General features: G+C 63.7%; 20 protein-coding genes. 14 read left to right on the forward strand and 6 right to left on the reverse strand.

What is annotated here, in order from left to right; translation table 11 throughout:
* Positions 1 to 54 precede the first annotated feature (54 nt).
* From U741_RS0110340 to U741_RS0110370, 7 genes are all read left to right on the forward strand, one after another.
* On the forward strand, positions 55 to 327 hold the full coding sequence (locus U741_RS0110340; RefSeq protein ID WP_235200293.1) for a phenol hydroxylase subunit: 273 nt from the start codon (positions 55 to 57) through the stop codon (positions 325 to 327).
* A 35-nt stretch (positions 328 to 362) separates the two neighbouring features.
* On the forward strand, positions 363 to 1358 hold the full coding sequence (locus U741_RS0110345) for an aromatic/alkene monooxygenase hydroxylase subunit beta (protein ID WP_029890398.1): 996 nt from the start codon (positions 363 to 365) through the stop codon (positions 1356 to 1358).
* Between the two features lie 9 nt (positions 1359 to 1367).
* Positions 1368 to 1643 carry an MmoB/DmpM family protein gene (locus U741_RS0110350; RefSeq protein WP_029890399.1) on the forward strand — a complete coding sequence of 92 codons (276 nt, stop codon included), beginning with the start codon at positions 1368 to 1370 and terminating at the stop codon, positions 1641 to 1643.
* Positions 1644 to 1714: 71 nt separating this feature from the next.
* On the forward strand, positions 1715 to 3343 hold the full coding sequence (locus U741_RS0110355; protein WP_029890400.1) for a YHS domain-containing protein: 1629 nt from the start codon (positions 1715 to 1717) through the stop codon (positions 3341 to 3343).
* An 11-nt stretch (positions 3344 to 3354) separates the two neighbouring features.
* The gene (locus U741_RS0110360) at positions 3355 to 3714 is read left to right on the forward strand and encodes a phenol hydroxylase subunit P4 (protein ID WP_029890401.1); all 360 of its coding nucleotides are present in this window, start codon (positions 3355 to 3357) and stop codon (positions 3712 to 3714) included.
* An 11-nt stretch (positions 3715 to 3725) separates the two neighbouring features.
* Positions 3726 to 4781 (forward strand): NADH:ubiquinone reductase (Na(+)-transporting) subunit F, encoded by a 1056-nt coding sequence (locus U741_RS0110365; RefSeq protein WP_029890402.1) that lies wholly within the window; start codon positions 3726 to 3728, stop codon positions 4779 to 4781.
* A 48-nt stretch (positions 4782 to 4829) separates the two neighbouring features.
* The gene (locus tag U741_RS0110370; RefSeq protein ID WP_029890403.1) at positions 4830 to 5273 is read left to right on the forward strand and encodes a nuclear transport factor 2 family protein; all 444 of its coding nucleotides are present in this window, start codon (positions 4830 to 4832) and stop codon (positions 5271 to 5273) included.
* Positions 5274 to 5302: 29 nt separating this feature from the next.
* Here the strand turns inward: U741_RS0110370 and U741_RS18415 are convergent, their stop codons facing one another.
* The 5 genes from U741_RS18415 to thmT are packed head-to-tail and all read right to left on the reverse strand — an operon-like array spanning position 5303 to position 9404.
* Positions 5303 to 5710 carry a hypothetical protein gene (locus U741_RS18415; protein ID WP_052378695.1) on the reverse strand — a complete coding sequence of 136 codons (408 nt, stop codon included), beginning with the start codon at positions 5708 to 5710 and terminating at the stop codon, positions 5303 to 5305.
* Positions 5703 to 7469: an FAD-dependent oxidoreductase gene (locus tag U741_RS0110380; RefSeq protein WP_084154796.1), complete on the reverse strand. Its 1767-nt coding sequence runs from the start codon at positions 7467 to 7469 to the stop codon at positions 5703 to 5705. The genes U741_RS18415 and U741_RS0110380 overlap by 8 nt, the downstream gene beginning before the upstream one ends.
* Positions 7470 to 7503: 34 nt before the next feature.
* Entirely contained in the window at positions 7504 to 8784 is a 1281-nt protein-coding gene (locus tag U741_RS0110385; protein WP_084154797.1) for an aromatic ring-hydroxylating oxygenase subunit alpha, read from the reverse strand.
* 12 nt (positions 8785 to 8796) lie between these two features.
* Positions 8797 to 9165, reverse strand: coding sequence for a hypothetical protein (locus U741_RS0110390; protein WP_029890407.1), 369 nt, complete (start codon positions 9163 to 9165; stop codon positions 8797 to 8799).
* Positions 9162 to 9404 (reverse strand): 2-hydroxymuconate tautomerase, encoded by a 243-nt coding sequence (gene thmT / locus U741_RS0110395; RefSeq protein WP_029890408.1) that lies wholly within the window; start codon positions 9402 to 9404, stop codon positions 9162 to 9164. The genes U741_RS0110390 and thmT overlap by 4 nt, the downstream gene beginning before the upstream one ends.
* A 139-nt stretch (positions 9405 to 9543) precedes the next feature.
* Between thmT and U741_RS0110400 the strand changes: the two genes are divergently transcribed.
* Entirely contained in the window at positions 9544 to 10521 is a 978-nt protein-coding gene (locus tag U741_RS0110400; protein ID WP_084154798.1) for a LysR family transcriptional regulator, read from the forward strand.
* Here U741_RS0110400 and U741_RS0110405 read toward each other — a convergent pair.
* A complete protein-coding gene (locus tag U741_RS0110405; RefSeq protein ID WP_029890410.1) occupies positions 10515 to 11432 on the reverse strand; it encodes a LysR family transcriptional regulator in 918 nt (305 codons plus the stop codon). The two genes, U741_RS0110400 and U741_RS0110405, sit on opposite strands and share 7 nt — an antisense overlap.
* Before the next feature lie 172 nt (positions 11433 to 11604).
* Between U741_RS0110405 and U741_RS0110410 the strand changes: the two genes are divergently transcribed.
* The 6 genes from U741_RS0110410 to U741_RS0110435 all read left to right on the forward strand — a co-directional run bounded on the left by U741_RS0110410 (position 11605) and on the right by U741_RS0110435 (position 16766).
* Positions 11605 to 11970: a 2Fe-2S iron-sulfur cluster-binding protein gene (locus U741_RS0110410; RefSeq protein WP_084154799.1), complete on the forward strand. Its 366-nt coding sequence runs from the start codon at positions 11605 to 11607 to the stop codon at positions 11968 to 11970.
* Positions 11967 to 12410 (forward strand): GlcG/HbpS family heme-binding protein, encoded by a 444-nt coding sequence (locus U741_RS0110415; RefSeq protein ID WP_029890412.1) that lies wholly within the window; start codon positions 11967 to 11969, stop codon positions 12408 to 12410. The genes U741_RS0110410 and U741_RS0110415 overlap by 4 nt, the downstream gene beginning before the upstream one ends.
* Before the next feature lie 5 nt (positions 12411 to 12415).
* On the forward strand, positions 12416 to 13864 hold the full coding sequence (locus U741_RS0110420) for a 2-hydroxymuconic semialdehyde dehydrogenase (protein ID WP_029890413.1): 1449 nt from the start codon (positions 12416 to 12418) through the stop codon (positions 13862 to 13864).
* Positions 13865 to 14045: 181 nt separating this feature from the next.
* Entirely contained in the window at positions 14046 to 14840 is a 795-nt protein-coding gene (dmpE, locus tag U741_RS0110425) for a 2-oxopent-4-enoate hydratase (RefSeq protein WP_029890414.1), read from the forward strand.
* The gene (gene dmpH / locus U741_RS0110430) at positions 14840 to 15625 is read left to right on the forward strand and encodes a 2-oxo-3-hexenedioate decarboxylase (protein ID WP_029890415.1); all 786 of its coding nucleotides are present in this window, start codon (positions 14840 to 14842) and stop codon (positions 15623 to 15625) included. The genes dmpE and dmpH overlap by 1 nt, the downstream gene beginning before the upstream one ends.
* A gap of 73 nt (positions 15626 to 15698) precedes the next feature.
* Positions 15699 to 16766 carry a Rieske 2Fe-2S domain-containing protein gene (locus U741_RS0110435; RefSeq protein ID WP_043110261.1) on the forward strand — a complete coding sequence of 356 codons (1068 nt, stop codon included), beginning with the start codon at positions 15699 to 15701 and terminating at the stop codon, positions 16764 to 16766.
* Positions 16767 to 16783: the final 17 nt, after the last annotated feature.

Genomic DNA, 16783 nt, shown 5'->3' on the forward strand with positions numbered 1-16783 from the left:
CCCAAGGCGACGCGACGCGAAACGTCCCAGTCGACCGCCGTGCACCGAGGAGAAATGATGCGCAACACCGGCCCCAGAGCCCTGCTGGATGCCGCCGACGAACGGCCCCGCTACGTGCGGTTCGGCCGATTGACCGATCGCGGCTTTGTCGAGTTCTCGTTTGGTGTTGGCAGCCCCGATCTGATGACCGAGTTGGTCCTGCCCGAAGCGGACTATCTCGAGTTCTGCCGGATCAACCGCGTGGTACATCTCACGCCGTCTGAGGCCGCCGCGTTGGACCGCGAGCAGGCCAAGTGGCGCTTCGGCCAGCCCGGCATCACCGAATAAGGTATCCCCAAAAAAGAACGCATGAGGAGAACTCCATGACCGTTGAGATTCGCACCACTGGCGTCAAGCCGCTGCGCAACACCTTCGAGCACATCGCCCGCCGGTTCGGCGACAAGCCGGCAACGCGCTATCAGGAAGCGTCATACGACGTCCAGCCGACCGTCAACTTCCACTACAAGCCGCTGTGGGACCCAGATCGCGAGATGTACGACGTGCGCCGTACCGAGGTCGTCATGGCCGACTGGTATGCCCTCAAGGACCCGCGCCAGTATTACTACGGCAACTACACCACCACCCGCGCCAAGCAGCAGGACGCACAGGACCGGCAAATGGAATTTGTCGCCAGCAGGGACCTGGTACGCGCCTTGCCCGAGGGATCGGTCAAAACCCTCATCGATTGCGTGATTCCGCTGCGCCACTACGAGTTCGGCGCCAACCTGAACTGTGCGCACATGGCGGCCTACGGGTTTGGCTCGATCTTCACCCAAGCGGCGATGATGGCCTCGGCCGACCGCCTCGGCATGGCGCAGCACCTTTCACGGATCGGCTTGCTGGCCGATGGCAACACCGGCGAGGCGCTTGCCGCAGCCAAGCAGCAATGGATGGCGTCGCCCGATTGGCAGGGCGTGCGCCGCGAGATGGAAAACCTGTTCGTGGTCGAGGACTGGTTCCGCTCCTTCGTGCTGCAGTTCGTGTGCGCCGACGGCCTGCTCTACCCGCTGGTCTACAACCGCTTCGACACTGCGTTTGCGCGCGAGAACGGGTCGGTGTTGTCGTCACTGTTCGATTTCCTGGTTCGCTGGGACAAGGAATCCAACCGCTGGGTCGATGCCTGTCTCAAGGTCGTGGCCCAGGAAAGTGAGCACAACGCCGCGTTGCTGAAGGCATGGATCACCCAGGGTCATGCCGAGTGGAAGGCCGCACTGGCGCCGCTGGCGGACCGGATGATGGGCGAGGCGGGCGGCGAGGCGCTCGAAGGCGTCTCGGAAGACTTCAAGGCCCGCGTCAACAAACTGGGCGTCGAGATCTAGGAGCGTCAAATGAGCACTCAACCCGTTTTCATCGCTTTTCAGGCCAATAACGATACGCGGCCGATCATCGACGCCATCATGCAAGACAACCCCGGGGCCAAGCTCAACGAGATGCCCGCACTGGTGAAGATCGATTGCCCGGGACGGCTTGTTGTCCGGCGCGAGACCATCGAGGAGCACGCCGGGCGCGAGTTCGACCTGCGCGAGCTGCAGATCAACCTGATCTCGCTGGCCGGGGAGGTTGACGAGTCGGAGGACGAATTCATCCTCGAGTGGAAAAGCTAGCGACGGGTACCCGATTCAGACCGAGATGGCGCGACCGCGCCTGCAAGAAAACTGCGAAAGGAGAACTGAACATGGCTGCAGACGGCAATTTCAAACCGGCAAAAAAGCTGAGCCTGAAGGAAAACTATTCCCTGCTGACGCGTGATCTGGGCTGGGAGCCGAGCTACCAGAAGAAGGAAGATATCTGGCGCAAGGTCGATTTCGAGGGCATCAAGATTCACGACTGGGACAAGTGGGAAGACCCGTTTCGGCTGACCATGGATGCCTACTGGAAGTACCAGGGCGAGAAGGAGAAAAAGCTCTACGCGATCATGGATGCCTTCCAGCAAGGCAACGGCCAGTTCAATGTGACCGATGCCCGCTATGTCCAGGCGCTGAAGGTGTTCATCAACGGGGTGTGCGAGCTCGAATACGCCTCGCACCGCGGCTTCAACATTCTCGGCCGTGAGTTTCCGGGTGTGGGTCCGCGCATCGCAGCGCAGATGCAGTCGCTTGATGAGCTGCGGCACTGCACCACGCAGATTCATGGCATCAGCCATTACAACAAGTACTTCGAGGGGATGGACCGCTTCCCCCATCAGTTCGATCGGGTCTGGTACCTGTCGATTCCGAAATCGTTCTTTGAAGACGCCGTGACGTCCGGGCCCTTCGAGTTCATCGTGGCGATCAGCTTTGCCTTCGAATACGTGCTGACCAATCTGGTGTTCATGCCGTGGATGAGTGGCGCGGCCTACAACGGCGACATGAGCACGGTGAGCTTCGGCTTCTCGGCGCAGTCGGACGAAGCGCGTCACATGACTCTGGGCATCGAGGTCATCAAGTTTCTGCTTGAGCAGGACCCGGCCAACGTGCCGATCGTGCAGGGCTGGATCGACAAGTGGTTCTGGCGCGGTTACCGGCTGCTGGCGCTACTGGCGACGATGATGGATTACCTGCTGCCCAAGCGCGTCATGAGCTGGTCCGAGGCCTGGAGCATCTACTACGAAGAAAACGGCGGCGCGCTGTTTGCCGACCTCGCGCGCTACGGCATCCGCCCGCCCAAGCATGCCGACGTCACCATCAAGGAGAAGGAGCGCGTCAGTCACGAGATGTGGACCGTGTTCTACGCCAACCGCAACGCCATCGGCTTTCCGGTCTGGTTGCCCAGCGATGAAGAAATGGCGTGGTTCTCGGAGAAATACCCGAACACTTTCGACAAGTACTACCGCCCGCGCTACGAGTACTGGCGTGAGCTCGAAAAAAAGGGCACGCCGTATACCAATGCTGCGCTGCCGCAGCTGTGTCAGGTGTGTCAGTGGCCGTGTCTTTACACCGAGCCGGATGACCCGACCGAGTTCCTGCACCGTGAGACCGAATACCAGGGCGAGATCTTTCACTGCTGCTCTGACGGCTGCATGGACATCTTTAAGAACGAACCCGAGAAGTATGTCCACGCCTGGCTTCCGGTCAACCAGATTCACCAGGGCAACTGCTTTTTGCCCGACGTCGACCCCAGTGCCCCCGACTTCAACCCGATGGCCGAGGCGCTCAAGTACATGGGCATCCGTCCCGGAATCGACGGAGGCCTGTGGCGTGATCACCCGGATGCGCGACGCTGGGAAGAGTGGACCGGCCGTCCGGCCAACATTCATGAAGGCGCCTACACCGAGCACGTGCGTGATTCCACCACGGGTTCCGAGAAGACCAAGTCCGCCACCTGAGGAGCGTACCCATGCCTGTCAAAGCCATCACCCCTGACTACCACGGCGAGTTCAAGGACGCGCAGCCCAAATACGGCGACCAGCAGTTGCTCAACATCTGTTGGGAAAAGCACACCATGACCGGCTGGCCCATGTGCCTGCCGTTGCCGCCACAGATGCCGTTCGGCGCGCTGATCAAGGAGGTCATGCCGATGGTGTTCGGCATGCACCCCGATTTCGAGAAAATCGACTGGGACACGGTCCAATGGTCGACCGCGAAGGGACCCTTCAGCCCCGACATGGACAAATCCATCGCCGACCATGGCCTCAAACACAAGGCACAGATCCGCTTCCGGACGCCGGGACTCGACGGCCACAACGGTGCGGGCTAGGACCCTGGTCAATGTCGTATGAACTGAGAATCGAGCCGCTGGGTGAAACCATCGAAGTGGCGGACGAGCAGACCCTGCTCGATGCCTGTCTGCGCGCCGGCATCTGGTTGCCCCATGCGTGCTGCCATGGCCTGTGCGCCACCTGCAAGGTGCAGGTGATCGAAGGCGAGGTCGAGCACGGCGAGGCCTCACCGTTTGCGCTGATGGACTTCGAGCGTGACGAGGGCAAGACGCTCGCCTGCTGCGCCACGATGACCTCGGATGTCACCATCGAAGCCGACATCGACGAAGAGCCCGATGCCGAAAACATTGCGGTTGAGGATTTTCCGGGCCGGGTGGTGCGCATTGAGAACCTGACGCCGACCATCAAGGGCATCTGGATTGCGCTCGACAAGCCGATCCACTTCCAGGCCGGGCAATACATCAACCTCGAGATTCCATCGCTGGGGATCAGCCGACCGTTCTCGATTGCCAGCGCGCCGGGCCAGGGTGCGACCATCGAACTCAACGTGCGTATCGTCGCCGGTGGCGCCGGCACGACCTATGTCCATGAATCGCTGAAAGCGGGTGACGACGTCCGGCTTTCTGGCCCTTACGGCCGCTTCTTCGTCCGAAAGTCGGCCGATCTGCCGGTCATCTTCATGGCAGGCGGGTCGGGTTTGTCCAGCCCGCGCAGCATGATTCTTGATTTGCTGGCCGAAGGCTGCACCCGGCCGATCACGCTCGTATACGGGCAGCGCAGCCGTAAAGAGCTCTATTACCACGCTGAATTCAGCGCGCTGGCCGACAAGCACGCCAATTTCACCTATGTGCCGTCGCTATCGGATGAGCCCCAGGACACCGACTGGAGCGGCCTGCGCGGCTTCGTCCACGACGCAGCCAAGGCGCACTTCGACAATGATTTCCGTGACCACAAGGCCTACCTGTGCGGGCCACCGGCGATGATCGATGCCTGCATCACCACCCTGATGCAGGGTCGGCTGTTTGAGAACGACATCTACACCGAGAAGTTTCTGTCGGCCGCCGACGCACAGCAGGTCAGGAGTCCGTTGTTCAGAAAGCTCTGAAGACCCGACGGACGCAGATCCACAACCGGCCAATGGAGACAGGGCACCATGACCGTTACTGAGATGGAGGCGTTTGTTCGCGCCTATTTCGAAGCCTGCAACACCGGGGACCCCGCGCATATCGCGACCTATTTCGAGCCCGACGCCGTGCACTATTTTCCGCCAGGCATGTATGGCGGGCCCTTTCGGGGCGCGCTCGAAATTGGCAAGCGCTGGCAGTATGCCGTCGAGAACTTCGGGTCCTACTGGACGGTTGATCAGTTCATGGGCGAGCCAAGGTCGCGTCGTGCCGTGATCGAGTGGAGCCATTTCAAGCGCAAGCAGCACACCGTTCTGCGCGGTGATGAGTGGTATCGCTTCAGCCCGCGCGGCCTGATTGAGGAAATACGCGCGTATTACGCCTCGCCGCAGGACAAAACCCTGGCCGCACTCGAACTGGGCGGATTCGACTATGCCGGGCGGGGTTATCCGCTGAACGCGCCGCCTATCTGACCCGGCCGGCGCGGCCCGCCGAAACGGTTTCAGTTATCCGGTGCGCCCGCCTCGATCCAACGCTCGACCGCCTCAAGGTATTTGGCCGGGAACGGTTTCGGCGGGTCATAGACCGGCATGGCGCTGCCGCTGCCGCCCACCTCCAGATGTGTGCCGCGCAGCTTGTGCACCAGGTAACTGCCTTCGACATCGCCGGGCGCGACGCGGGGCAGCGGGGCGCCCTCGCTCGGTGACAGGAGATCGGCGTGCGAGTGTCGCCGGCCCAGATTCAGCCCGCCGTTCTCGGCGCCGGTCACATGGCAATACACACATTGACTGTTGAGCATGGGCTGGAGGTCGTCGGCAAAGCTCACGCCCTCGGGCTCTGCGGCCCCCGCGAGCGCGGTGAAACCGAGTGCCATGAGACCGCAGAGGATCGCCAGTGATCGGTCACGCATCACTGACGGCCTCCCCGGCCAGCCAGCCAAAGGTCAGCGCAGGTCCCAGCGTGCCGCCGCCGGCCCAGTACGCCTGACCTGCAGGGTGGGCCACGCAGTTACCGGCGGCGTAGAGCCCGGCGATGGCCTTGCCCTGGGCATCGAGCACCCGGCCGCTCGGGTCGACCACCGGGCCACCTTTGGTGTCGAGCGTGCCGGCGCCCAGGATCACCGCGTGATAAGGCCCCTTGTCGGCGATGGGGTGCATCATCCGGTTCGGGTAAGGGTTCTCGGCGGGCGCCGCGTTCATGAACTGGAAGGCGGTTTCAATGGCGGCTTCGCCACGTGAAAAATCCTCGTCCTTGCCGCTTTTCGCGAAGCCGTTGAAGCGGGCGATGGTGGCTTCAAGGTTCTTCAGAAAGGCGTCGTCTAGGGTGAATCCGCCGGTCTTGGCGGCGATGCCGGCAAGCCTTTCCTTGAGCTGCGCGGTCAGCGCTGCCAGCGAATCGGCCGAGATGATCTGCGACAGGCGTGCATTGGCGGCGGGAATCGGGTCGTAGCCGGCATAGCGCTCGGCGGTGCGCCCATCCCAGATCATGAAGCCGAGCAGGTTGGGGTATTCGGCGCGGACCGCGTCCCAGTAAAAGTGGGCCTGGGTGCGCTCGTTGTACTGAATCTTTTCATTGACGAAGCGCTTTCCGTAACGGTTCACCTGAATCACGCTGTCACCCGGCGTGGACCATACGGTGGCGGCCGTGCTGGGCGTCTTGAGCGCCACCTCCACCGGAATCTGCCCCCACCAGGCGTGGCTCATGTTGCCCAGCGCGGCGCCGGCTCGGGTGGCGATGGGAATGAAGTCACCGGTGCTGCCGGGTGCGGCGCAACCGCCCCAGATGCGGCCGCGAAGATAGTCGCCCGCCAGCGCCGCGTTGTGGGTGAAGCCGCCGCTGCCAAACACCACACCCTTGCGGGCGCGGAACCGGGCCGGGGTCTTGTCGCCGCGGTCGACGGTGAGGCCGATGATCTTGCCTTGGTCGTCGCGGACCAGGTCCAGCACCTTATGGTCCAGCAGGATCTGCGCGGGTTTGTCTTTCAGGCCGTCGCTCATCAATTGCACCAGCCGGGGGCCAGCGCCGCCCTTTTTGGGCCAGACCACCGAGTCCGGATCATCGCTGCTGTCGGGCACCAGTGAGCGACCGCGATGCACCGTGTTCTCGGCGATATCGGCGTAGTAGTCGGGGTAGTCCTTCTCTTCCCAGGTGGCCCAGGGGATCGCCTTGAGGCCGCACTGGGTCTCAAGCGCCGTCACCACGCGCGCGCCGTGGTCATAGAAGGTGGCGATCAGATCGAACTCGGCCTGGGTCAGCCCCAGTCGCGCATCGCCTGCGGCATAGCGGGTCGGGTGGGCCAGACGGGCCATGTAGCGCAGCGCGTCGGGGCGTTCGTCCTTGACGCCCTTGGCCTGCAGGCCGGGGTTGTTGGGTATCCAGAACACGCCGCCAGACTTGACCGTGGTGCCGCCCTGAAACGGCATCTTGTCGAACAGGATGACGCTGGCGCCCTTGCCGACGGCGGCCAGCGCCGCCGAAAGTCCGGCGGCGCCGGTGCCCACGATCAGCACTTCGGCCTCGCCGTCCCAATGCATGTCGGCAGCGGCGTGGGCGGTGCCCATCGGCATCAGCGGTACGGCGGTTGCTGCGGCAAAGCCCTTCAGCAGATTGCGGCGCGCGAGTAACTGCGCGCTGCCGGCTTGCGGTTTATCCGATTGACCTTGGCTCACGGTGTTCTCCCCCGGTAGTGGCACGGTTTCATTGTTATTTCAGCGCGTCGGCGACCCGGTCGGCCTTCACCCAGTTGTCGAGCACGTGCAGGTTGTGGCGAATGAGCATTTCAGCGTCCTGCAGGTGCATCACGTCTTTGGCGCCCGACTCCAGTCCGCGCTGGATCCGTTCACAGTTGGTCACATCTTCGAGCACGACTTCGGCCCAGCGACAGGCGTAGTGCTCAAGCTGCAGGCGATGACGCACCGATGCGGTTTTTGGAATGTAGATCCGCTGGGTCCACTTGGTGCGGTTGTAGGCCACCGGCCAGAACTCGTGGGTCCAGAAGCCACCGGTGGAGTAATCGATGTTGAAGTTGGGGAAAATCCAGGTGACGTCAGCTGACCAGTTGGGGTCCTTGGTCGGATTGATGGCCGGGTGCGACCACAGCGCGGCGGCATTGCCCTGGGCATCGCCGCCAAGTACGCCACCGGTGTCCTGGATGTACACCATCCGCTCGACTTTCGACTCTGGCGCGGGCACGTACTGCGGATTGCCATAGGCCGAAAAATGCCGGTGAATGCCGTGCGCCATCGCGCTCAGCGGCCGGGCGTACTTGTTGTCTTCAGGGTGGGCAAAACCCGGCGCCAGCGTGCCGGGGTGCAGCGAGGGCACGTGGTAAGGCTCGGCGAAGGCGTCGCAGATGAGTTTCCAGTTGGCCTGGAAATCGGCCTCAATGACGATGGTTTCATCGAGATTGAAGTACGGGATGCCGGCGTACTTGGTGCCGAACGGCCCGAGAAACTCGGCAAGGCTGACTTCAGGTGTGGGCTGCAGGTTGATGAAAATGAAGCCTTCCCACACCTCGCAGGCGATGGGCGTCAGGCCGCAGGTCTTCTTGTCGACGTCAAAGAAATGTTTCTGGTCGGGAATGCCCATCAGCGAGCCGTCGCTCGAATAAGACCAGTTGTGATACTTGCAGACAAAGCGCTCGGCCTTGCCGCAGGCTTGGTTCACCACCAGGTTGCCGCGATGGCTGCACACGTTGTGAAAGGCCCGGATGCGTTCACCCTTGCCACGCGTCACCAGCACCGAGGCCTTGCAGACATCCAGATCCTTGATGAAGTAGCTGTGGGTCTCGGGCAACGCTTCGACCCTGCCTGCGTACAGCCAGGCGCGACGAAACACGCGCTCGCGCTCGAGCTCGAAATACGCGGGTGAGCGGTACGGCTCCACCGACACCGGCCCGGTGCCGAGGTTGGCCGCCAGGGTGAAGCTGTGCTCGGGCGCCTTGAATCGCGGTGCGGCAGTTTTTTCGTCAAGAACGGCGCTCATGATTGTCTCTCCTCAGAGTGTTCCGCCATGCGGCCAGGGCCCGCGCGAAATGCGCACGGCGCTGGGCCAGTTGGAGTCGATGGCGCGCGGCGCGCCGTGCATCTCGACGGCAATCGCCGCGTGATTCATCGCCAGCAGCAGCTTGAACAGGCGCTCGGCCTCGGCCGGCATTTGTCCCAACTCAAATTGTTCGACATGGGCGATGGCGTCCTCTGCCCGCGCGACGATGGCGTCGTAGAAGGCCTGGATTTCGGGCATCTCGGCCTGCGAACGTGCTGCGCGCCGCGCATCATTGGTGTCCAGACACCAGTACGGAACGTAGGTCTCCAAGGGCTCGAAGCCCGCCGGCAGCGAGGTGCCGCTCGATTCGGCGGCGCTCATTCGTTGGCCCCCGCGAGGGCGGACGCGCCGTTTCGGCCACGGCGCTGTGCCAACGGTTGGTCGCCTGCCGTGGTGCCGGCCAGTGCGTAGTGCTCGGCCGCCAATTCGTGAATCATGATGCGGACTGACTGTGGGTCGGCGCCCAGCGACTCGACGACCGCATCGGTCAGCGCCGCAACCAGTGCGCGCTTCTCGGCGGTACTGCGGCCTTCAAGCATGTTGACTTGAATGATGGGCATGCCTGCCTCCTCGCGGCTGCTCCAGTTATTGGTGCGACATTAGAAGCGTCGACGGGCAAACGTCCAATACTCTTGACGGATGGTTCGATACCCAACGAGTATCAGGGTCGCCTCCGGTTTTCTTGCGGGTTGCCACTTTATGGCTTTGAACGGGATTGAATTACGCCACCTGCGCTATTTCGTCGCAGTGGTCGAACAACGCACGTTTCGCGCGGCGGCGCTGCGGCTGCACGTCTCGCAGCCGCCGCTGACGCGGCAGATTCAGCAGCTCGAAGAGGCCCTGGGGGTGCGTCTGCTTGAGCGCAGCGCACGCGGTGCCGAGCCCACTGAAGCCGGGCAGGTGTTTTATGCCGAAGCCTGCAACCTGCTGAGTCTTGCCGAGCAGGCGGCCGACCGAACGCGGCTGGCGGGCATGGGCGGATTGGGTCGTCTCGACATCGGTGTGTTCGGGTCTGCGGTGCTGGGTCCCATCCCGAAAATCGTGCACCGCTTTCGGCAGTCGCACCCGCAGGTGGAGCTGGTGCTGCACAGCATGGATCGCCTGGATCAGATCAAGGCGCTGCGCGAACGGCGCATCGCCGTGGGCTTCAATCGCTTTTTTGCCGAGGAGCCGGACCTGCAGTGGGAGGTCATTCTCAACGAGCAGATGGTGGTGGTGGTGCCCGAGCAGCACAGGCTGGCGAGTCGAAAGGTGCTGAGTCTTGCCGAGATCGGCCGCGAGCCGCTGATCCTTTATCCGCGGACCCCGCGGCCCGGCTTCATCGACCGGATGATGCGGCTGTTTCACCAGCGCAAGATCACGCCCAACGTCAGCCAGGAAGTCGACGACATGGTCACTGCAGTGGGTCTGGTGGCCAGCGGCATGGGGCTGAGTCTGGTCAGCGATTCCGGTCGCAACCTGCAGGTGCCAGGCACCGTGCAGATTCCGCTGCGTGCCGAAGACAGGGCCTCGGCCGAGTTGTGCATCATCTTTCGGCGCGATGACCGCTCACCGCTGCTCGCCGAGTTTCTCAAGGAAGCCCGCGCCGAGAGCGCTGTCCAAGCCTTGGCGCCCGCCCCGGGCAAGCGGGGTGGGGGAGCACGCCGTTCGAAGCCGGCGCGACCCCGGGCTCAGTGAGGGGGTTGCAGCGCCTTGCGCATCGCTCTAACGGTGTCGACAAAGGCCTTGAGCAGGGCTGAGTGGTCATCAACGCGGTAGATCATGCACAGGTCGAAGTGGTCAGCCTCGACGGCGTGCAGCGGCCGGTAGACCAGACCCGGCAGTCGCAGGTTGCACGCCGAATCGGTCACCAGGCTCAGGCCCATGCCGCTGGAAACCAGGGCCACCGCGGTGACCACATCGTCGACCTCCTGGATCATCCGTGGCGTCAACTGCTGTTGCTGAAACAGCCGCAGGGCCTGGTCGATAAAGCTCGGTCGCGGGTGGCGCGGATACAGGATCAGGGGCTCGCCGGCAATGTCTTTCAGCCGCAAGCGGTCGCGTGACGCCAGCGGGTGGGCCGCCGGCAGGGCGATGTTGAGTCGCTCGGGGTGGACCACTTCCCAGTGCAGGTCGGGCTCGATGTCGAAGAAGCGGTTGAAGCCAACGGTGAGCCGGCGCTCGCGCAAGGCGCGAATCTGGCCGGCGCGGTCAAGGTTGTGCAGCACCACGTCCACTTTGGGGTGCTGTTGCCGGAATGCCTGAATCACCTGCGGAATGGCGCCGAACATCGCCGAGCCGAACACGCCGACGTCGAGTTGCCCCAACTGGCCCTGGCCGGCCAACTGTGCCCGACGGGCGCCCTGTGCGATCAGCGCGAGCACGTTGCGTGCCTCCTCGAAAAACACCCGTCCGGCCACGGTGGTTTCGACGCCGCGCGGTTTGCGCAGCAACAGGGTGACGCCGAGGGCTTCTTCGAGCTGTTGCACCTGCCGGGTCAGCGGCGGCTGCGAGACATGCAGGTGCAGCGCTGCGGCGCGAAAGCTGCGCTGCTCAACCACGGCGACGAAATAGCGCAGATGCCGCAATTCGAGGGTCGAAAGGTTCATCAACTGATAATGCAGCGACGTGAAGTTGTTGACCAGTGATACGTACCCGGTATCACACGCAAGGCTCAAAAGTATTGGACGGCGATGGCAGTGGAAACTACCTTCAAGTCCATCACGAGCTTGCCATCAGAGCAGCCTGCATCACATTCCGCGCCGGAGGAGACCCCGCACCATGCAGCACCGCGTCACCATCGTCGGTCCCGATCATCACTTTCTTTGCAGTGAAGATCGGTCGGTTCTGGCTGCGATGATCGACTGCGGCCGAACCTCGGTCGCTGTGGGGTGTCGCAGCGGCGGTTGTGGCGTGTGCCGGGTCGAGATCCTCGACGGTCACTACCGCACCGGTCAAATGAGCAGTGCCCAGGTGAGCCCGGCCGAGCGCCTCGAGGGCTTCGCGCTGGCCTGCCAGCTGTTTCCGGCCGGTGCCTTGGTCTTGCGTGCCGCGCCGCGCCGCAATGTCGCATCTGATGATGCGGTCTGTGACCCCTTTGAACGCATGCGCCGTCAGTGCGCGGCGATGGCGGGAAGGGCGTCATGACCGCGACCCCGCTGAGCGTGAATCGCCCGGTGATCACGCACACTGCGGCGCTCCGTGCCATCAACGCCGCGCTGGCGCACGCCGAGTCGTTGCAGATCTCGGTCGCAGCTGCGGTCGTGAATAGCGGGGGAACGCTCACTGGTTTTAGCCGCATGCCGAACGCATTTCTGATCTCCGGCGACCTGTCGATCGGCAAGGCCCATTCAGTGGCGGCCGTTGGCCTGCCTGCCGAAGTGGTTGAGCAGGCCATGGCGCAGGAAGCCCCGCGGGTGCGCGAGGGCATTGCGCTCAGCGGCTTCAGCTTCATTCGCGGCGGGCTGCCGATCCACGAGGGCGATGCGCTGATCGGCGCCATTGGTGTTTCAGGCGGCAGCGAGGCGCAGGACGTCGCCTGCGCCCAGGCCGGGGTCGCCGCCCTTCGTGTTTCCTCTGAGACCTGACTGACATGGCATCAAACCTGTTCAAGCATTTCATCAATGGCCAGTTCGTTGCCTCAGCCGACGGCCGCGACTTCGAGAAGCGCCGCCCCACCGATAACGCGGTGATTGGCCGGGTTGCCGAAGGCCGTGCACCTGAAATTGATGCCGCGGTTACCGCCGCCAAGGCCGCGATGAAAGGTCCCTGGGGTTCCATGACCACCGAGGCGCGCACCGCGCTGCTCTACAAGGTGGCTGACGAAATCACCCGCCGTTTCGAAGACTTCGTCGAGGCCGAAATGGCCGACACCGGGCAGCCGCGCTCGGTGATGGAGCACGCCTTCATTCCGCGCGGCGCCGCCAACTTCAAGATCTTTGCCGACGTGGTCAAGAACGTGCCCACCGAGGCCTTCCAAATGGCCACGCCGGACGGCGCCGGGGCGCTCAACTACGCCATTCGCAAACCCAAGGGCGTCATCGGCGTGATCTGTCCGTGGAACGCGCCGCTGCTGCTGATGACCTGGAAGGTCGCGCCGGCGCTGGCCTGCGGCAACACCGTGGTGGTCAAGCCGTCGGAAGAGTCTCCCGGTACCGCGACCCTGCTCGGTGAAGTGATGAACGCGGTGGGCGTGCCGCCCGGTGTGTACAACGTGGTGCACGGCCTCGGCCCGGACTCGGCTGGTGAGGCGCTCACCCGGCACAAGGACGTGGCCGCCATCACTTTCACCGGGGAAACCCGCACCGGCGCGGCGATCATGAAAGCGGCCGCCGACGGCATTCGCGACGTGTCCTTCGAACTGGGCGGCAAGAACGCCGGCATCGTCTTCGCCGACTGTGATTTCGACGCGGCGATTGAAGGCATCAGCCGCTCGGCCTTCCTCAACTGCGGGCAGGTCTGCCTCGGCACCGAGCGGGTCTACGTGCAGCGGCCCATCTTCGAAAAATTTGTTGCCGCCCTGAAGGCCAAGGCCGAGGCCATGACGCCCGGTACGTCGCTGGGGCCGCTGATCAGCCAGGAACACCGCAGCAAGGTGCTGGGCTACTACAAACTCGCCGCCGAAGAAGGCGCGACCGTGGTCACCGGCGGTGGCGTGCCGACGCTGGAGGGCGACCTTGCCAACGGCGCCTGGGTGCAGCCCACCATCTGGACCGGGCTGCCGGAAAACGCGCGGGTGATGCGCGAAGAAATCTTCGGCCCCTGCTGCCACATCACGCCTTTCGATACCGAAGACGAGGTGGTGGCCTGGGCCAACGACACCGACTACGGCCTGTCGACGACGATCTGGACCACGAACCTGTCCTGTGCGCACCGCATGGCGGCGGCGATTGAGGTGGGCATCACCTGGATCAATTCCTGGTTTCTGCGCGACCTGCGCACGCCCTTCGGCGGGTCCAAGCAATCCGGCATCGGCCGCGAAGGCGGCGTGCACTCGCTGGAGTTCTACACCGAGCTGCGCAACGTGTGCGTGAAGCTGTGAACCCGCTAGCAACCACCAACGCCAAGGCGATTGATGCAAAGCCAGAAGCGTTTAACGCAAAGGCGCAAAGGATAACGATGAAGCAAAGGACGCAAAGAACAGCATTTGAAGGAAAGGATTTTTCTTTGCGTCCTTTCTTGTCCCTTCGCGCCTTTGCGTTGAACGCTTTTGTGAGCCCCCAATGACCCCCGACAAAATCCAGCACTACGGCGACGCGCTCTACGACGCGCTGATGCAGCGCCGCACCATTGCGCCCCTGGTCAGTACCGAGCCGGACATCACCATCGAAGACGCCTACCGCATCCAAAGCCGCATGGTGGCGCGGCGGGTGGCGGCGGGGGAGCGCATCGTCGGCAAGAAGATCGGCGTCACCTCCAAGGCGGTGCAGCAGATGGTGGGCGTCAACCAGCCCGACTTCGGGCAGCTCACCTCGGGCATGGCCTTTGAAGAGGGTCAGCCGCTGCCGATTGGCGGCTTGATTCAGCCCAAGGCCGAGGCCGAAGTGGCGTTCGTGCTAAAGCGCGATCTCATCGGCCCCGGCATCACTGCCACCGACGTGATCCGCGCCACCGACTACGTGGTGCCCTGTTTCGAGATCGTCGATTCGCGCATCACCGACTGGAAAATCAAGATCCAGGACACCGTCGCCGACAACGCCTCCTGCGGCGTCTACGTGCTGGGCCGCGCCCGCAAGAAACCCACCGAGCTCGACCTGAACCTCGCCGGCATGGTGCTGGAAATGAATGGCGAACTGTTCTCCACCGCCGCTGGCGCGGCCGTGCAGGGCGGGCCGGTGAATGCCGTGGTGTGGCTGGCCAACACCCTGGGCCATCTGGGCATTCCGTTTCTGGCCGGGGAGGTGATTCTGTCCGGCTCGCAATCCACCTTGATTCCCGCCGTGGTGGGGGATCGTCTCAAATGCACCGTCGGCGGGCTCGGCAGTTGCGAAGTGTTGTTCAGCGGGGAGGCCGCCTGATGCTTGACGCCAAGACCCTGAAGATTCTGGCCGACCGGGTGCTGCACGCGCAGGACACGGCCACCACCATGGCCAAGCTCACCGATGAATTTCCGGACCTGAGCATCAGTGACGGCTACGACGTCCAGGACGAACTGACCCGTCGCTGGGTGGCGCGCGGCGACCGTCAGGTGGGGGTGAAGGCCGGGCTCACCTCCAAGGCCAAGATGGACCAGATGGGTGTGCACCTGCCCGGTTTCGGCGTGCTCATGGCCAGCCATGCCCGGCCCGAGAACGGCGTCATCGCCATCGACGAACTGATTCACCCGCGCATCGAGGCCGAGATCGCCTTCGTGATGAATGCCGAACTCGGCGGTGACGACGTCACCCTGGAGCAGGTCATCGCCGCCACCGACTATGTCATTCCGGCGGTGGAAGTCATCGACTCGCGCTTCGAGAAATTCAAGTTCGACCTGCCCAGCGTGATTGCCGACAACTGCTCGACGGCGCGCTACGTCACCGGCGGGCGGCCGCTGGACCCGCGCGGGCTCGACCTGCGCACCCTCGGCGTGGTGATCGAGGTCAACGGTGAGATTCAGGCGCTGGGCGCCAGCGCCGCCGTGCTGGGCCATCCGGCCGAGGCCATTCGCCTGTTGCTGCGCCACCTCGCGGCGCGCGGCCAGACGCTCAAGGCCGGCAGCTTCGTCATGACCGGCGGCATCACCGAAGCCATTCCCGTCGCCAGGGGCGACAACGTACTCGCGCGCTTTCAGGACATGGGCAGCGTGAGTTTCCGGATGGGATGAAGCGCGTGAATCTTTCGACTGCGCTCGACCTCTTCGCGCTGTTTGGACCGGCATAGAGATCGGAGGAGATTGTATGAACGCTCTGCACAACACCTGGTATGTGGCCGCCATCGCCAACGAAGTGGCGACGGAAGGCATGTTCCATCGACGCATCCTCGATACGTCCATCCTGTTCTATCGGCTGGCCGACGGCACGGCGGTGGCGCTGCACGATCGTTGCCCGCACCGCTTTGCGCCGCTGCACCTGGGCAAGCGGGTGGGCGATGAGGTGCAGTGCGCGTACCACGCGCTGCGCTTCAATGCCGATGGGCAGTGCACGCACAGTCCGCACGGTGACGGCACGATTCCGCCGCGCGCCTGCGTGCGCCGTTTTCCGCTGGTGGAGCGCTACGGCTTTCTGTGGATCTGGATGGGCGATGCCCAGCGCGCCGACCCGGCGCTGATTCCCGATTACCCGCTGCTGGCCAACCCGGTGCCCACCGCCATCGGGCGCGGGTACATGCACATGGCGGCGAATTACGAGCTGATTGTCGACAACGTGATGGACCTGTCGCACGTCGATCACGTACACGGCCCGCTGCTCAACACCGCCGGCAAGCTTAGCCCGCAGAAGCCCCCGGTGACCGCCGAAGGCAACACCGTGCTGGTGCGCTGGGAATGGCAGCAGCACCCGCCCATGGGTCTGTTCGCGCCGCTGCTGCCCGACCCCGAAGGCGCCGCCGAGCAGTTCGTGCAGGTGCAGTGGACGGCGCCGTCCAACATGTTCCTCACCGTCGGTGCGGTGCAGGGTTCCAAGGACTACGAACAGGGCTTGATCTCGTGGGATTACCACCTGCTCACGCCCGAATCGGACACCAGCACGCATTACTTCTTCGGCTCGTTGCGCAATTTCATGGTCGAGAGCGAGGAATTCAACCAGATGAAGCTCAAGAACATGATCGACACCTTCATGGCCGAGGACGAGCCCCTTATCGCCGCCGTGCAGGCCGAGATGGGCGGCGCCGAGTTCTGGTCGCTCAAGCCGGCGCTGCTGTCCAGCGACCCGGCGCCGGTGAAGGCGCGGCGTCGATTACAGCAGTTGATTGATGACGAACACGCCGGGCAGTCCGGCGCTGCGCTGGCGCGGAGTGCCGCCGCATGAACCCACCATCACTGCGA

The sequence above is a fragment of the Polycyclovorans algicola TG408 genome (assembly GCF_000711245.1).
In the GTDB taxonomy this organism is placed as follows: domain Bacteria; phylum Pseudomonadota; class Gammaproteobacteria; order Nevskiales; family Nevskiaceae; genus Polycyclovorans; species Polycyclovorans algicola.

Excerpts from the sequence above, each read along its gene's own strand:
- thmT (WP_029890408.1), bottom strand. The coding sequence starts at position 9,404 with ATGCCCATCATTCAAGTCAACATGCTTGAAGGCCGCAGTACCGCCGAG.
- U741_RS0110385 (WP_084154797.1), bottom strand. The coding sequence starts at position 8,784 with ATGAGCGCCGTTCTTGACGAAAAAACTGCCGCACCGCGATTCAAGGCG.
- U741_RS18415 (WP_052378695.1), bottom strand. The coding sequence starts at position 5,710 with ATGCGTGACCGATCACTGGCGATCCTCTGCGGTCTCATGGCACTCGGT.
- U741_RS0110340 (WP_235200293.1), top strand. The coding sequence starts at position 55 with ATGATGCGCAACACCGGCCCCAGAGCCCTGCTGGATGCCGCCGACGAA.
- U741_RS0110420 (WP_029890413.1), top strand. The coding sequence starts at position 12,416 with ATGGCATCAAACCTGTTCAAGCATTTCATCAATGGCCAGTTCGTTGCC.
- U741_RS0110360 (WP_029890401.1), top strand. The coding sequence starts at position 3,355 with ATGCCTGTCAAAGCCATCACCCCTGACTACCACGGCGAGTTCAAGGAC.
- U741_RS0110435 (WP_043110261.1), top strand. The coding sequence starts at position 15,699 with ATGAACGCTCTGCACAACACCTGGTATGTGGCCGCCATCGCCAACGAA.
- U741_RS0110400 (WP_084154798.1), top strand. The coding sequence starts at position 9,544 with ATGGCTTTGAACGGGATTGAATTACGCCACCTGCGCTATTTCGTCGCA.
- U741_RS0110355 (WP_029890400.1), top strand. The coding sequence starts at position 1,715 with ATGGCTGCAGACGGCAATTTCAAACCGGCAAAAAAGCTGAGCCTGAAG.
- U741_RS0110405 (WP_029890410.1), bottom strand. The coding sequence starts at position 11,432 with ATGAACCTTTCGACCCTCGAATTGCGGCATCTGCGCTATTTCGTCGCC.
- U741_RS0110410 (WP_084154799.1), top strand. The coding sequence starts at position 11,605 with ATGCAGCACCGCGTCACCATCGTCGGTCCCGATCATCACTTTCTTTGC.
- U741_RS0110345 (WP_029890398.1), top strand. The coding sequence starts at position 363 with ATGACCGTTGAGATTCGCACCACTGGCGTCAAGCCGCTGCGCAACACC.
- U741_RS0110415 (WP_029890412.1), top strand. The coding sequence starts at position 11,967 with ATGACCGCGACCCCGCTGAGCGTGAATCGCCCGGTGATCACGCACACT.
- U741_RS0110390 (WP_029890407.1), bottom strand. The coding sequence starts at position 9,165 with ATGAGCGCCGCCGAATCGAGCGGCACCTCGCTGCCGGCGGGCTTCGAG.
- dmpE (WP_029890414.1), top strand. The coding sequence starts at position 14,046 with ATGACCCCCGACAAAATCCAGCACTACGGCGACGCGCTCTACGACGCG.
- U741_RS0110370 (WP_029890403.1), top strand. The coding sequence starts at position 4,830 with ATGACCGTTACTGAGATGGAGGCGTTTGTTCGCGCCTATTTCGAAGCC.
- U741_RS0110350 (WP_029890399.1), top strand. The coding sequence starts at position 1,368 with ATGAGCACTCAACCCGTTTTCATCGCTTTTCAGGCCAATAACGATACG.
- U741_RS0110365 (WP_029890402.1), top strand. The coding sequence starts at position 3,726 with ATGTCGTATGAACTGAGAATCGAGCCGCTGGGTGAAACCATCGAAGTG.
- dmpH (WP_029890415.1), top strand. The coding sequence starts at position 14,840 with ATGCTTGACGCCAAGACCCTGAAGATTCTGGCCGACCGGGTGCTGCAC.